General features: G+C 61.6%; 14 protein-coding genes and 1 pseudogene. 9 read left to right on the top strand and 6 right to left on the bottom strand.

The window, feature by feature from the left end:
• Positions 1-3: 3 nt before the first annotated feature.
• Together paaZ and paaG are read right to left on the bottom strand one after the other, a co-directional pair.
• Positions 4-2,028, bottom strand: a complete 2,025-nt coding sequence (gene paaZ / locus HGI47_RS07935; RefSeq protein ID WP_118074278.1) for a phenylacetic acid degradation bifunctional protein PaaZ — start codon at positions 2,026-2,028, stop codon at positions 4-6.
• 30 nt (positions 2,029-2,058) lie between these two features.
• Complete coding sequence (paaG, locus tag HGI47_RS07930; protein WP_118074277.1) at positions 2,059-2,850, bottom strand: 2-(1,2-epoxy-1,2-dihydrophenyl)acetyl-CoA isomerase PaaG; 792 nt, start codon at positions 2,848-2,850, stop codon at positions 2,059-2,061.
• Positions 2,851-3,066: 216 nt separating this feature from the next.
• Here paaG and HGI47_RS07925 point away from each other — a divergent pair, with 216 nt between their 5' ends.
• The 6 genes from HGI47_RS07925 to HGI47_RS07900 all read left to right on the top strand — a co-directional run bounded on the left by HGI47_RS07925 (position 3,067) and on the right by HGI47_RS07900 (position 7,033).
• On the top strand, positions 3,067-3,228 hold the full coding sequence (locus tag HGI47_RS07925) for a hypothetical protein (RefSeq protein WP_158453980.1): 162 nt from the start codon (positions 3,067-3,069) through the stop codon (positions 3,226-3,228).
• 194 nt (positions 3,229-3,422) lie between these two features.
• The gene (paaA, locus tag HGI47_RS07920) at positions 3,423-4,409 is read left to right on the top strand and encodes a 1,2-phenylacetyl-CoA epoxidase subunit PaaA (protein WP_118074276.1); all 987 of its coding nucleotides are present in this window, start codon (positions 3,423-3,425) and stop codon (positions 4,407-4,409) included.
• 16 nt (positions 4,410-4,425) lie between these two features.
• Complete coding sequence (gene paaB, locus HGI47_RS07915; protein WP_118074275.1) at positions 4,426-4,707, top strand: 1,2-phenylacetyl-CoA epoxidase subunit PaaB; 282 nt, start codon at positions 4,426-4,428, stop codon at positions 4,705-4,707.
• A 9-nt stretch (positions 4,708-4,716) separates the two neighbouring features.
• Positions 4,717-5,469: a 1,2-phenylacetyl-CoA epoxidase subunit PaaC gene (paaC, locus tag HGI47_RS07910; RefSeq protein ID WP_168852274.1), complete on the top strand. Its 753-nt coding sequence runs from the start codon at positions 4,717-4,719 to the stop codon at positions 5,467-5,469.
• A 5-nt stretch (positions 5,470-5,474) separates the two neighbouring features.
• Entirely contained in the window at positions 5,475-5,948 is a 474-nt protein-coding gene (gene paaD / locus HGI47_RS07905; RefSeq protein ID WP_233497675.1) for a 1,2-phenylacetyl-CoA epoxidase subunit PaaD, read from the top strand.
• Between the two features lie 8 nt (positions 5,949-5,956).
• The gene (locus HGI47_RS07900) at positions 5,957-7,033 is read left to right on the top strand and encodes a 2Fe-2S iron-sulfur cluster-binding protein (protein WP_125955362.1); all 1,077 of its coding nucleotides are present in this window, start codon (positions 5,957-5,959) and stop codon (positions 7,031-7,033) included.
• A gap of 7 nt (positions 7,034-7,040) precedes the next feature.
• On the opposite strand, the gene HGI47_RS07895 is transcribed toward HGI47_RS07900, so the two are convergent.
• From HGI47_RS07895 to HGI47_RS07880, 4 genes are all read right to left on the bottom strand, one after another.
• Positions 7,041-7,694, bottom strand: a complete 654-nt coding sequence (locus HGI47_RS07895) for a TetR/AcrR family transcriptional regulator (RefSeq protein ID WP_240344713.1) — start codon at positions 7,692-7,694, stop codon at positions 7,041-7,043.
• A 499-nt stretch (positions 7,695-8,193) separates the two neighbouring features.
• Positions 8,194-9,483, bottom strand: a complete 1,290-nt coding sequence (locus HGI47_RS07890; protein ID WP_125955363.1) for an N-succinylarginine dihydrolase — start codon at positions 9,481-9,483, stop codon at positions 8,194-8,196.
• Positions 9,480-10,889, bottom strand: coding sequence for a succinylglutamate-semialdehyde dehydrogenase (gene astD / locus HGI47_RS07885; protein WP_125955364.1), 1,410 nt, complete (start codon positions 10,887-10,889; stop codon positions 9,480-9,482). The genes HGI47_RS07890 and astD overlap by 4 nt, the downstream gene beginning before the upstream one ends.
• On the bottom strand, positions 10,876-11,913 hold the full coding sequence (locus tag HGI47_RS07880) for an arginine N-succinyltransferase (RefSeq protein WP_118074273.1): 1,038 nt from the start codon (positions 11,911-11,913) through the stop codon (positions 10,876-10,878). The genes astD and HGI47_RS07880 overlap by 14 nt, the downstream gene beginning before the upstream one ends.
• Here HGI47_RS07880 and HGI47_RS07875 point away from each other — a divergent pair.
• From HGI47_RS07875 to HGI47_RS07865, 3 genes and pseudogenes are all read left to right on the top strand, one after another.
• Complete coding sequence (locus HGI47_RS07875) at positions 11,828-12,181, top strand: Lrp/AsnC family transcriptional regulator (RefSeq protein WP_168852273.1); 354 nt, start codon at positions 11,828-11,830, stop codon at positions 12,179-12,181. The two genes, HGI47_RS07880 and HGI47_RS07875, sit on opposite strands and share 86 nt — an antisense overlap.
• A gap of 209 nt (positions 12,182-12,390) precedes the next feature.
• Positions 12,391-13,146, top strand: a pseudogene (locus HGI47_RS07870) (IS5 family transposase); the annotation flags it as partial.
• A 96-nt stretch (positions 13,147-13,242) separates the two neighbouring features.
• On the top strand, positions 13,243-14,085 hold an 843-nt coding region (locus tag HGI47_RS07865; RefSeq protein WP_168852366.1), incomplete at its 3' end, for an IS110 family transposase.

The raw sequence follows: 14,085 nt of genomic DNA, 5'->3' as shown, positions 1-14,085 counted from the left end.
TCCTCAAACGGCGTTCATGGTCAGAAGGTCGTAGGTTGCGACCAGTTCGTCATCGCCGTTGGTGACTGCCACCGCCCAGCGCATTTCGCCCATGGTTGGCGTGCGCAGCGACTTGGCCTTGGCGGTAAGGGCCACCTTGATGCTGGTGCCCGGTTTCACCGGCTTGATGAAGCGCAGGTGCTCCAGTCCGAAATTGGCGAGCACCGGACCTGGCGCGGGATCGACGAACAGCCCGGCCGCGAACGACAGGATCAGGTAGCCATGGGCTACGCGCCCGCCGAAGATCGGGCTGGCGGCGGCGGCCACCTCGTCCATGTGGGCGTAGAAGTTGTCGCCGGTATAGGCGGCGAAATGCTCGATATCCTCCAGCGTGATCGTGCGCGAGGCGGTGTGCAGGGTGTAGCCCAGTTCCAGTTCGCCCAGTCGCTTGCGGAAGGGGTGATCAGCGCCGACCGGCTGCGGTGCGCCGGGCAGCCATTGCCGGATCAGTGCGGAAAGCACGCGCGGATGGCCCTGCACGGCGCTGCGCTGCATATAGTGCTTCACGTTACGCACCCCGCCCAGTTCCTCGCCGCCGCCAGCCCGGCCGGGGCCGCCGTGGATCAGCATCGGCAGGGGCGAGCCGTGACCGGTCGATTCCCGCGCGCTGTCGCGGTCCACGAACACCATACGGCCGTGGAAGGCACCAGCACCAAGCACGAAGCGGCGCACCATTTCGGCATCGTGGGTGAATACCGATAGCGCCAGCGAGCCAAGCCCGCGATTAGCGAGCGCGATCGCGTCTTGCTCGGTATCATAGGGCATCAGCGTACAGACCGGGCCGAAGGCCTCGACATCGTGGACGGCCTGCGCCTCCCACGGCCGGTCATGCCGGAACAGCAAGGGAGACTGGAACGCGCCATTTTGTGCGTCGCCGAGCGCCTCGACGTCGTCGATTGCGCCGAACACCAGATCGCATTCCTGCGCCAGGGCGCGGGCCTTTGCGCGCACGTCCTCGCGCTGGGCCAGGCTGACGAGTGCACCCATGTGCACGCCTTCGCGCGCCGGATCACCCACGATCACGCCGGAAAGGCGTTCGGTCAGTGCAGCCTGCGCGGCATCCAGCAGCGCGCGCGGCACGAAGGCGCGCCGAATCGCGGTGCATTTCTGCCCGGCCTTGACGGTCATTTCCTTGACCACTTCCTTGACGAAGAGGTCGAATTCCGGGCTACCCACGGCAGCGTCCGGAGCAAGGATCGAGGCGTTGAGCGAATCCCGCTCCGCCACAAACCGCACCGCATTGCGCGCCATAACGGGGTGACTCTGCAGCTTGATCGCCGTCTCCGCAGAACCGGTGAACGAGACCACGTCTTGACATGTCAAGTGATCGAAAATGTCACCGATAGCGCCGACAACCAGCTGCAATGCGCCCGCAGGCAGCACACCTGCCTCGATCATGATCCGCACCGCGTGCTCTGCCAGCGGCGCGGTGGCCGTGGCGGGCTTCACGATCACCGCCATGCCTGCCATCAGAGCCGGTCCCAGCTTTTCGAGCATTCCCCAAACGGGGAAGTTGAAAGCATTGATGTGTAGCGCCGCACCCTGCAGCGAGGTGTAGATGTGCTGCCCGGCAAAGCTTCCGGTCTTGCCGATCGCTTCCAAATCGCCATCGACGATGATGACATCATCCGGCAGCTCGCGCCGCCCCTTGGAGGCCGTGGTGAAGAGGGTGCCCGCGCCGCCTTCGATGTCGATCCAACTATCGGCGCGGGTGGCACCAGTCTGCGCGGACAGAGCGTAAAGTTCTTCCTTGCGCTCGATGATTGCCTGCCCCAACGCCTTAATGATCCCGGCGCGCTGGTGAAAGTTCATGGCGCGCAGCGCCGGGCTACCGATACTGCGGGCGTGATCGAGCATGGCTGCAAAATCGATCCCCTCGCTGCCCGCAAGGGCTACTGCTTGCCCGTCGAGCGCTGAGCGCACGGGCTGACCGGCGCCGGTGCCATCGACCCACCGGTCAGCGAAGTAGTTCTGCAGTCGTGTGGTCATGGTAGCTCCGAAAGCTGGAATTTGTGACGGTCAGCGGCCGGCGAAAACCGGGCGGCGCTTTTCGGTGAAGGCGGCGACGCCTTCCTGATAGTCGACGCTTTGGCCAAGCTCGCGCATCAGGTCGCGCTCGAGATCGAGCGCCTCGCCGAGCGAACGCCCAAACGAACTGCGCAGCGCCTGCTTTGTGGCAGCGAGGCCGCGGGTCGCCCCTTGGGCAAAGCGCGCGGCCAGCGTGCCCGCCTCGTCCATCAGCGCTTCATCATCGACGCATTTCCAGATCATGCCCCAAGCCTCTGCGCGCTCGGCGGGGAGGGGATCGCCGGTGAGGGCCAAGCCTAGGGCCCGCGCCTGTCCGGCAAGGCGGGGCAGCACCCAAGTGCCGCCTGAATCCGGGATCAGACCGATATTGGCGAACGACTGGATGAACTTCGCACTGCGCGCAGCAATCACGATGTCGCAGGCGAAGGCGATATTCGCGCCGGCACCGGCTGCCACGCCGTTGACCGCGCAGATCACCGGCAATTCCATCGTCGCAAGACGGCGCACCAGTGGGGAGTAATGGCGTTCTACCGCGATACCGAGATCGACCGCCTCGCCGCCCGGCGCCACTGCCGGATCTGACAAGTCCTGGCCTGCGCAAAACCCGCGCCCGGCTCCGTTGAGCAGCAGGCAGCGCACTGATTTGTCGCCATCGATCCAGTCGAGCGCTGCGCTCAGTTCCTCATGCATCTGGACCGTAAAGCTGTTGAGCCGGTCCGGACGGTTCAGCGTGATGCGTGCCACGCCTCCTTCGATCGCCAGCGCGATGGTCTCGAATTCCATCCGTCTCTCCCACTCTCGAATCGCTTGAGTTAAATTAACTGCCCAGACGGTTAATTATTGGCAAGCGGCTTTTTTGCCGATAGCTGTGGCGATGAATCGAGATTGGAACTGGGAGTAAGAGATGGAGGCGGACGCCCAAGCGAGTGATGGGGGCAATGCCGCGCTCGCACTGAATGTAGCGCAGGCCCTGTTCTCGCGTGAAGGCACCGGACCGGCGTGGGGTTTGCGGGTCGTGGCGCCGCCCGGTCCGGCTATTCCCAGATCGGCGACAACGCCCTTGCCTATGCCTGCAACAGCCGTAACGCGGCCAGCATCGCGCAATCGGCGTGGATCATTTTCCTCGTTCCGGCAAGCGCCGTCGAGGTTCTGCTGGCCTAGGCGCAGGAAGACGCGACTAGCGGGCGCAGCGGGATCTACCGCGTGACGGTGCGCGCGAAAGACCACCAGCACGTTATCGCGCAGTCTAAGGCCCTTCGCGCACGGGCGGCAGGGAGGTAATTGCGGGGCTGGAATATGTTCATTGACCAGTCGGTCAATGAAAGTTAGCCAACGTGATCAGAGGGAATCAGCAGATGTACACGACTGAACTTGGCAAGGTTTCGCCGCTTCAGGACGGCGCGCAGGAAGATCCTGAGCGCCTCGCTGCGTTCGAGGCGCGCGTTGCCGCCGATGAATTCGTTGAGCCGAAAGACTGGATGCCCCAGGCCTATCGCCGCACCCTGGTGCGCCAGATCTCGCAGCACGCACATAGCGAGATTGTGGGAATGCTCCCCGAAGGCAACTGGCTGACCCGTGCGCCGAGCCTGCAGCGCAAGGCGATCCTGCTGGCAAAGATTCAGGACGAAGGCGGCCACGGCTTGTACCTCTACTGCGCGGCCGAAACGCTTGGCACCAGCCGCGAGGAAATGATCGACGCACTGCATTCGGGGCGCGCCAAGTATTCAACCATCTTCAACTATCCGACACTTAACTGGGCGGATATTGGCGCGATCGGCTGGCTGGTCGATGGCGCGGCGATCATGAATCAGGTGCCGCTGCAGCGCACCTCCTATGGCCCTTATGCCCGCGCGATGGTGCGGATATGCAAGGAGGAAAGCTTCCACCAGCGTCAGGGCTATGACCTGTTGCTGGCACTGGCGAAAGGCACGGCGGCGCAAAAGGCGATGTCGCAGGATGCGCTCAATCGCTGGTGGTGGCCAGCCTTGATGATGTTTGGTCCGCCGGATGAAAACTCGCCCAACAGCGCCCAGTCGATCCGCTGGCGAATCAAGCGTGAGACCAACGACCAACTGCGCCAGAAGTTTGTCGATGCGACGGTCCCGCAGGCCGAATTGCTCGGCCTCACTATCCCTGATCCTGATCTCAACTGGAACGAGCAGCGCGGCCACTACGACTTTGGCGCGATCGAATGGGACGAGTTCTACGCCGTCGTGCGCGGCGAAGGGCCGACCGCCAAGGAACGCATCACTGCGCGCCGCGACGCTTGGGCCAATGGCGCCTGGGTGCGTGAGGCTGCTGCCGCATTCGAGGCAAAGCGGGCCGCGCGTGTCGCCGCCTGATTATCGGGAGGATAGAATGTACGATTGGCCGCTCTGGGAAGTTTTCATTCGTGCCCGCGGTGGGCTTGACCATCGCCACGCGGGATCAGTACACGCGCCTGATGCGCACATGGCGCTGCGCCATGCACGCGACACCTATACCCGCAGGCTCGAAGGGGTGAGCATCTGGGTCGTGCGTTCCAGCGATATCGTCGCCTCCGATCCGGCGCAGGACGGTGCGATGTTCGAACCCGCCGCCAGCAAGATCTACCGCCACCCGACATTCTACGTGCTTCCTGAAGCCGTGGACCATATGTGAGGCGCGGCGATGGACCATTCCCTGTTCCGCGCATTGACGCAGCTTGGCGATGACAGCCTGATCCTGGGCCAGCGCCTGTGCGAGTGGTGCGGCCACGCCCCCACGATCGAGGTGGACCTTGGCCTGTCGAACCTTGCGCTTGACCTGATCGGGCAGGCGACGTTGTTGCTGGACTATGCCGGTGAAGTAGAAGGCGGCGGCCGCGATGCCGATGCCCTGGCCTTCCACCGCAACGCCGAGCAGTTTGCCAACTGCCTGCTGGCCGAACAGCCCAATGGCGATTTCGCCCGCACGGTGGTGCGCCACCTGTTTTTCGCCACCTATGCCAGCGCGCTGTACGAGGCGCTGGCGGCATCGCCCGATGCGCGTCTGGCTGAAATCGCAGCAAAGGCGGTAAAGGAACTGCGCTATCACGCTGATTTCGCCGCCGACTGGGCGGAGCGATTGGGCGATGGCACCGAGGAAAGCCGCGCGCGCATGGCAGAAGCGCTCGATTGGCACTGGCGCTTCGTCAATGACCTGTTCCACGATGATCGGGATTGGGCGGCCTGTGCTGCGCGCGGCCTGGTGCCGCTGCGTCAATCCTTGCGCTATGGCTTCGAACGCGATGTCTCGGCTATTCTTGAACGGGCTGGACTGGCGCTGCCGCGCAAGGTCTGGCCTATCGTTGGCGGACGCAGCGGGCAGCATAGCGAGCACCTTTCGGTGCTCTTGGCGACGATGCAGGTCCTGCCCCGCGCTCATCCCGAAGCGGTCTGGTAGATCGCGTGCCCCTGCCAAGCGACCTTGCCGGGCGGATTGCCGCGATACTCGCCGATGTGCCTGATCCCGAGATACCGGCTGTGTCGATTATCGACCTGGGCATCGTACGCGAGGTCGGTGGTGATGATGGCGCGGCATGGGTCGCGCTGACTCCGACCTATAGCGGCTGCCCGGCAACCAGTGCGATCGGACGTGCGGCTCGGGATGCGCTCGATGCGGCGGGGCTGGAAGGGGTCTCGATCCGCATCGTGCTTTCACCCGCCTGGTCAACTGCGATGATCACGCCCCAGGGTCACGATAAGCTGCGCCGCTATGGCATCGCCCCGCCAAGTGCGACGGGTGAGAGCGGCCCCTGCGCCTGCCCGCGTTGCGGCTCGCTGAGTACCCACGAAATCTCACGCTTCGGCTCAACCCCGTGCAAGGCGCTGTGGCAGTGCGATGCCTGCCTTGAGCCTTTCGATCGTTTCAAGTGTCACTAGGATAGCCGATGTCGACCACGTTCCACTGCCTTTCGATCAGCGAAGTTCGCCAGGAAACCGCCGATGCGATCACTGTACGGTTTGCCGTGCCGGACGCGCTGGCGGGCAGCTTCCGGTTTATACCCGGCCAGCACCTGACGCTGCGCGCGGAGGTGGCAGGCGAGGATCTTCGCCGTAGCTATTCGCTCTGCTCCACCCCTGGCGACAAGGAGCTGCAAATTGCGATCAAGCGCGTTGCGGGCGGCCGGTTTTCGAACTGGGCGGCCGATGCCCTTAAGGCCGGTGCAATGCTGGAAGTCATGCCCCCGGCTGGTGCCTTCGGCTGGACTTTCAATAGCCAGCGGCGAGTGCAATATGCCATGTTCGCCAGCGGATCGGGGATCACCCCGATCCTTTCGCTGCTGAAAGCCGGTCTTGCCGCCGAACCCGCGAGCCATTTCGCGCTGTTCTACGGCAACCGCGATACGGCGGGGATTCTTTTCCTCGAAGAGCTGGCACAGCTCAAGAACCGCTACCTTGACCGGTTCGAGATCCATCACTTCCTCTCGCGCGAGGACGACGAGCTGGAGCTGCTGAACGGGCGCATCGACCGGGCGAAAATGGCCGAAATCCTCGCCCACGTGTTGCCGGCCTCGGCCATTGACGCCGCCTTCATCTGCGGTCCCGGAGCGATGATGGACGCGGTCGAGGGGGCACTGGTTGAGTCTGGCTTGGATGCTGGCCAGATCAGGAGCGAACGCTTCAGTGCGGACGAATTGAGCGCAGCGCGGCGCGAGCAAGTGGAACGACTTGAACGGCAAGCCGCGGGCAAGTCGATCAAGGTCACGATCAACGGCAAGCGCCGCGCGCTGACTTATGATCCGACGCTCGAATCCATTCTGGAAAACACCCGGGCGGCTGGCCTTGCTGCGCCGTTCTCGTGCAAGGCTGGAGTCTGCGCCACATGCCGCGCGCGGGTGGTGGAGGGCCAGGTTGAGATGATCCGCAACTTCGGCCTTACTGCCGACGAGTTGGAGCGTGGCTATGTCCTCACTTGCCAGGCCATCCCGTTGTCCGACGATGTCGAGATCGACTTCGACGCCTGAATGAAAGTCAGTTGGCCGGCGGAATGACCATGTCAAAGGCCATATCCGCAATCTGGGCATAGGTCAGCGCCCCGTCGGCGCGGAACCAGTTGCTTGTCCAGTTGATTGTGCCGAACAGCAGCATGGTCTGCGCTCGCGCCTCGACCGGATCGTCGAACCTGCCGGGCAGGGCGGCGGTAAGCAACGATTGCACCGCGTCGACGATTTTTCGCTGCGTCTCCACGATGTCACGGCGGCGCTCGGCGGGCAGGTTGTCGAGTTCGTTTAGCAACACCTTCTGTCGGTCGGCCGCGCCGACGTAATGCATCAAGAAGCGGTGTAACAATGCGCGCAGGCTTTCACGCGGCGGCAAGCCAGTGGCGGTTACCGCCGCGACGTCTTCCAGTAGCAGGTCGACGTGCGAGGACATTACCGCGAATAGCACGTCTTCCTTCGACGGGTAATAATGATAGAGCAGAGACTTCGATGCGCCGCAGGCGCGGGCGATGTCCATCACCGACGTGCCCAGGAATCCCTTTTGCGCGAACAGGGCGGAAGCGTGATCGAGGATCGCTTCCTTGCGGTCTTCGAAATCAGCGGCCTGGGTTCTGGCCATTGGCGGGCTCTTCCTGCTTATCAAGTGTGCTCCTATCCCGACTAAGCGTTCAGGCGGCAAGGTCAAGTCGCAGCACGGTAATGTCAATGCATACGCACCGCGTTGACGGCTAGGGTTTGAAAGGTAGGGCGAGGCGATAGTTCGCTTTGGTACTGTGAGGGTAGCTTCACGAAAGCACGCCGAGCCCTCAGGTCGCGATTTGATGCTGCAGCGGAGGTCGCAACATTCCATTCCGCCATGGCAGCGGGTCAGAAGGTTCGCATGGCTTGTCTGGAGACCCGGTGACGCTGCAGGTTGAATGTTTAGTTGATTGCTGAGTGGGCGGTGACGTGATGTCGTGGACGACCTCCGCACCAGCGTAGCTGTGGCTTGATGTTACCCGTTGAGTTCGAACGACAGCAAATTTTTAAAGCGAAAAGCGTCTAGAAAACTAGGGGCTGTTCAGGCAGACGGTTCTTAAGAACTGAAAACGTTACCAAACATCCCGCGCCCAAGATCCTGTCGCGTGTGGTGGCAATCATGCTGTTGCGCAGAGGTGTTGAAGCCCTACTGGCTGGAGGGAGCGTCAGCGAGGCAACTGCAAGTGCTCTCGAAGAATGGCATCCGCAGTCCAAATTGCTTGCCAAGTTTCTACCCTGCCGAGGTCAGCTGCCTCGATGCGTTCGGGCCACCGGTCCTCAATCAGGCGATGCAAGCTTTCCCATCTACCATCATCAAGCAGGAATCGAGAGTCGATCGCCGCCAATCCCACTGCCTCCGTTTGCACGCGCAGCCGCAAACAAGCAGGCCCTCCGCCGTTTCGCATCGACTCGCGTACATCGATCACTTCCAGTTTTTCGACCGGTCCTCCGCCAGACACAAAGCGACGGAGCCATCGTCGCACCGAATCGCATTCCTGGGTTTCGGTCGGGACAATGAGCGCCATTCCCCCTGCGGGCAAAGTGACCAATTGCGAGTTAAACAGATAGGAACCGACAGCGTCCCCCAGCGACACCTGATCAGCTGGCACCTCTATGATTACGCAGCCAGGAATGTTCTCCTGGATGAACGCGTAGACGCTCTCCTTGTCCTCGAAGGCCTGTTCATGTGCGAGAAGCACATGTTCATTTGCTACAGCCACTACGTCATTGTGGAAGGCCCCAGCCTCGATTGCCAATGCACTCTGGCGGGCCAGCAAAGTCCGCCGGCTATCGAGCCCGTGAAGGCGCGCGATTGCCTGAGATGCACGGCGGTCCTGCCTTGCCGGAAAGCCATGAGCCTTGCGTTCACCAAAGACGAGGATCTCAATCCCTGGGGCCCCGTGCTGCGGCGCCATCCGCATGTGATTGGCTGCCCCTTCGTCGCCGAAGCAGGCTGGGATGGGCTCGTGAACTGCGAAATGGCGCTGATCGACAAAGATGTGGCGCAGCGTGTCCAAGGTTTCTCGCCACTCCATCGAACGGTGCGGCATCGTCGCGAGATTCGCCACGGTCAGGTGGCAACGGCCATCGGAGGTGTCCGGTGCGGGCGAGACAGTCGCGGCATTGGCCGTCCACATGGCGGAAGCGGACATGGCATTGGCCAGCAAGGCTGGATCCTCTGCCCACGCCGCTGCGCAAACTTTTTCGTCAGTTCCCTTGAAGCCTAGCCGACGGAGGAACCAGGTGTCGGGACGCCTCTGAGGAGGCAGAAACCCCTGATGCAAGCCAAGATCCATGAGCCTGCGCATCTTGTTTAGGCCTTGCAAGGCGGCCTGACGAGGAAAGGAAACCAACCCTGAGTTTTGGTGGCTGGCAAGATTGCCGAAGCTGAGGCCGCCGTAGTTGTGGGATGGACCAATCAGCCCATCGAAGTTGATCTCGAAAAACCCCCTCATGGGCGATTGAGTCCCTTCATTTCGATCGGAACAAGGTCCGACGTCTCGAGGCTGGCGACCGGCCAGGCGACATAGTCCGCTGCATAGAAGGCACTGGGACGGTGATTCCCCGAGGCGCCGATTCCGCCGAACGGTGCGCTGGAGGCAGCTCCGTTGGTCGGGCGGTTCCAGTTTACCACGCCTGCCCTGCTATTCTGCCAGAATCGCCGATAGAGCGCTTCATCGCCGCCGACGAGGCTCGCAGCGAGGCCGAACCTAGTATCATTGGCTACCGCCATCGCAGCGTCGAAATCCGTCACACGCAGGATCTGCAACAGGGGGCCGAAATACTCCTCGTCCACGACTTTTGTTCCGGTCACATCAACAATCGCAGGTGTGAGGAAAGGCTTATCCTCGACCAGCCGTTGAAGAGGCACGATGGTTTTTGACGATCGCGCGGAAAGGCCGCGCGCAGCCGCCAGCAGGCGGTCAGCAGCAGCGTTGTCAATCACCGGCCCCATGAAAGGCTCCGGATCATCGAACGGCGCCCCAATCCTCATTTGCCGAGTGAGTTCGACCAGGCGGTCTACCAAAGCATCTGCCTGCGCCTGTCTTACGATCAGCCGCCGAGCGCAGGTGCATCGTTGTCCCGCTGACAAGAACGCCGACTGAATGACAATGCTGGCCGCTGCAGACAGATCGTCCGCGTCCCAGACTATCAGAGGGTTATTACCGCCCATTTCCAAGGCCAGAATTTTGTGCGGTGTTTCGGCAAACTGCCTGGCGAGCGCCGCACCGGTGGTCGCCGAACCAGTGAACAGGAGTCCGTCAATGTCTGGGTGAGAGGCGAGGTCCCGACCCGTTTCCGAATTTCCCTGGACGACCTGCAGCACTTTATCGGGCAGGCCTGCCTCGCACCAGAAGTCGGCCAGCAATTCACCCGTCGCCGGGGTAAACTCGGAGGGCTTGAAGACGATGGTGTTTCCAGCCAACAGGGCGGGGACGATGTGGCCGTTAGGCAAGTGGGCAGGAAAGTTATACGGCCCGAGTACGGCGAGGACCCCATGTGGTTTGTGGCGCACCGCCTGCTGGACACCTTGAACCTGCCCCTCACGATCTCCCGTTCGCGTGATGTATGCTTCGACCGAAATCTCGACCTTGGCTGCGACGCTTGCGACCTCCGATTCTGCTTCCCAGTATGGTTTTCCGGTCTCCCGCGAGATGACTGTCGCTAGTTTGGCCCCATTTCGCAGCACGACCTCACGGAAAGCCTCAGCTACGCGTACACGCTCAGCGAAAGTGGTCTGAGCCCAGCCGCGCAACGCATCTCGCGCCATTCTTACGGTCGCATCTGTCCGTCCGATCGGACCTTGCCAGACAAGCTCGCCGGTACAAGGATCGAACGATAGAAGTTCAGAATTCGACATGGGCTACCTCTTCCCCAACCTCGGCAAACCGCTCCCCCTGGCGTGTAAGACCAGCAGGATCGCTGCTCGTGTGATCAACCCAGCAACGAAAGTCCCTTCCGCTACCCTTTGACATTAGGGCTGGCCGTCCTTTCGGCTGATTGCCGAGAGACGCGACGACCCCGCATTCCCGATCCGCTATCGCCTTCAAGTCCGACGCGCGGCATTCCACAACCGGACCTGCATCGAAGATGTCGACGTGTTCTGTCAGCCTGAAGCCTTCGTTCATCAGCAGCTTAAGGGCGGGTGCGCTCGATTCATGGACCTTGCCGATGAGCGGGCGCACGGGTTGCGGAAGCATCGAGACGTAGATGGGGTACTTCGGCATGAGGTCAGCAATGAATTGGTTGCCGTTAATGCCGCCATATCGGTCAGCCTCGGCGAGGGGCATGTGGAAGAAGTTGCGCCCCACGCTATCCCAGAAGGGAGTTGAGCCGTTCGGTGCGACCCAGCCGCGCAGCTCAGCCATGATGCGACAGCTGAACCGGTTAGGGAACTGGCCTATCAGCATGTAGCGGCTGCGGGCAAGCAGACGGCCGGTGCCATTTGCCCTGCAGGCGGAGTGCAGGAACAGGCCGCCCACTTCGGTGGCTCCCCCGAAGTCATTGCTCAAATGCAGCATGTCCTCGCAATAGCGCTGCCCGAGCTCCCTGCTGTGGTGGACGATCTGCGTGAGGCGATAGGTGTAGAAGGGCCAAGTCTGGCCCACCTTGCTGAATAGGCAGGCGGTGCCTGCAATGCTGCCTGTGCCATCATCCAATACCAGCAGATACAGTTCATTTTCTGGTTGTGCGATGTCGCGATCGAATGCGTCGATGGAACGCTCTATGCGTTCGCCAAGAGCTTTTCGGTTCGATAGCCGCCTTGCGGGCCTGGTTGGGCTTTCGCCCTCTGCCTGCTTGGCACGGCATAAGCGACTGGAAAAGCTTGGCGTAATTACAGGATACCGGACCGAGATCGCACTAGCCCTGATCAGGCCAAGCATCCGGGTAATGATCGAGATGCGTCTGGCACGTCACTCGACCGATGATTTTAGGCACCTCGAGATGCTGTTGAGAGAAGATAATCGTGTGCTCGAAGCAGCTGAAATCAGCGGAAAAATGGATTACTATGCCTCGCTTTGCTTGCGAGACATGAATGAGTTGCGTGATTTCATAGACAATCTCACCGGAAAGGCACCGGTTATCGAGGCTGTCAACTCATTCGTAGTCCTACACATGGCGAAAAGTCCAATCGTCCCCCCGCTTGAATAGGACGGTGTAGCTCGGCAGTGGAGATAGTATACGGACTCTGGGGCCACCGATAATTACGCTCAACAATGTGCGAAAGTACTGACGACGGGCTGGGAACGTCGATTCCAGCTTTTTCCCTGAATGGGGTAAAGCTGGCGACAAAGATCACGCTCTAGGCTCAGGACCCATCGATCGGCAGGCAACGATATGATTCAGGCTCCGCGAGGAGACTGAGCACGAGTGACCTATATTGGCTGACGGACGAGAAAATGGCGCGTCTGTTGCCGTGTTTTCTCAAGAGCCACGGCAAGTCACGGTCCGACGACCAACGGGTGCTGGGCGGGATCATCATAGTCAACCGGACCGGACTGCGCTGGCGGGATGCACCCAGAGAATACGGGCCGCACAAGACATTGTATAACCGCTGGAAGCGGTGGGGCGAAATGGGCGTGTTCACTCGGATGATGGAAGGCCTGTCCGCCCAGAGGGCCGAGCCGCAGACCGTCATGATCGACGCGACCTATCTCAAGGCCCACCGCACGGCGTCCAGCCTTGGGGTAGAAAGGGGATCTCAGGCGTCTGATCGGACGGACCAAGGGCGGCCTGAACACCAAGTTGCATCCCGTGACTGATGCCAAGGGCCGCCCTTTCAGCTTCTTCATCACGGCCGGCCAGCACAGCGATTACGCCGGTGCAGCGGCCTCGCTCGACGATTTGCCCAAGGCCAAGTGGATGCTCGCCGGCCGTGGCTATGACGCGGACTGGTTCGGAGATGCGCTGGGGCTGCCATCAAACCTTGCATTCCGGGGCGAAAATCCCGATTTCTGCCCCTCGAATACGACAAGAGGCTGAACAAACGGCGTAACCGCATCGAGATCATGTTCGGCCGCCTGAAGGACTGGCGCCGCGTGGCAACGCGCTACGACCGCTGCCCAAACGTCTACTTCTCCGCTCTCGCACTGGCGGCCACCGTACTCTCCTGGCTACGATCAGCAAGTCATCGTGTAATTGCGGCTGCTTCCCTCGGACCTCGGTTGAGGCGCACACTTCTGGTTGTCGAATCCTGAAGGAAGGAAGCAGCCATGAAGCATTATGCCGGACTGGACCTGTCGATGGAAAGCACGCAGGTCTGTATCGTTGGCGAAAATGGTCGGAAGCTCGTGTCGGAGAAGGTCGAGAGCACTCCGGAGGCTTTGGCCGCGATGCTCGAACGATACTGTCCAATCGAGCGGGCGGTGCTTGAGACGGGGCGAATGTCGCCGGCAATCTGCTTGGGCCTGCGCGAACTGGGCGTTGCAGTGGTGTGCATTGATGCTCGCCAGGCGCACCAGAGCCTCAAGGCAATGAAGGCGAACAAGACCGATCCGCACGATGCCGCCGGGCTCGCACAGTTGGCACGCACCGGCTTCTACAAGGAGGTGCACGTCAAATCTCCGGCAGCGCATGGGGTGCGCAGCGTGATCACCGCGCGAAGCCATCTGGTGGAAGCGCGTGTCCGGCTCGACAACATGATCCGCGGTCTTTGCGCCACGTTCGGCTATCGCCCCGGGGCTGGGCAAGGGAAGGCATTCCTCGAGAGGATCATGCAGGCGGCACACATCCCGGGCCTTGGCGATGCAATCACATCCTTGCTGGCGGTGCGCGCGGAGTTGGTCGAGCAGATCAAGGAAATGGACCGGCGACTGCGCATCATCACCAGCCAGTCACAGGCCTGCGAAATCCTGATGACCATACCGGGCGTCGGCGTTCAGACCTCAGCCGCCTTCGCCGCTGCAGTGGATGAAGCAGGACGCTTCCGACAATCACGCGATGCCGGCGCCTATTTTGGTCTCGTGCCTCGACGCCATCAGTCGGGCGAGCTCGATTGGACAGGCCGGATCTCCAAGCAAGGGGATGGGACCGTGCGCAAGCTGCTCTACGAAGCT

The organism is Novosphingobium sp. ERN07, from assembly GCF_012641335.1.
Classification (GTDB): Bacteria; Pseudomonadota; Alphaproteobacteria; order Sphingomonadales; family Sphingomonadaceae; genus Novosphingobium.
Note: the sequence above shows the minus strand (reverse complement) of the source record. Positions and strands in the feature narration are given on the sequence as shown.

Bases quoted from the DNA above. Each gene is read 5' to 3' on its own strand.
- paaB (WP_118074275.1), top strand. From the start codon at position 4,426: ATGTACGATTGGCCGCTCTGGGAAGTTTTCATTCGTGCCCGCGGTGGG.
- HGI47_RS07890 (WP_125955363.1), bottom strand. From the start codon at position 9,483: ATGAGGGGGTTTTTCGAGATCAACTTCGATGGGCTGATTGGTCCATCC.
- paaZ (WP_118074278.1), bottom strand. From the start codon at position 2,028: ATGACCACACGACTGCAGAACTACTTCGCTGACCGGTGGGTCGATGGC.
- paaG (WP_118074277.1), bottom strand. From the start codon at position 2,850: ATGGAATTCGAGACCATCGCGCTGGCGATCGAAGGAGGCGTGGCACGC.
- HGI47_RS07900 (WP_125955362.1), top strand. From the start codon at position 5,957: ATGTCGACCACGTTCCACTGCCTTTCGATCAGCGAAGTTCGCCAGGAA.
- paaC (WP_168852274.1), top strand. From the start codon at position 4,717: ATGGACCATTCCCTGTTCCGCGCATTGACGCAGCTTGGCGATGACAGC.
- paaA (WP_118074276.1), top strand. From the start codon at position 3,423: ATGTACACGACTGAACTTGGCAAGGTTTCGCCGCTTCAGGACGGCGCG.
- HGI47_RS07880 (WP_118074273.1), bottom strand. From the start codon at position 11,913: ATGCTTGGCCTGATCAGGGCTAGTGCGATCTCGGTCCGGTATCCTGTA.
- astD (WP_125955364.1), bottom strand. From the start codon at position 10,889: ATGTCGAATTCTGAACTTCTATCGTTCGATCCTTGTACCGGCGAGCTT.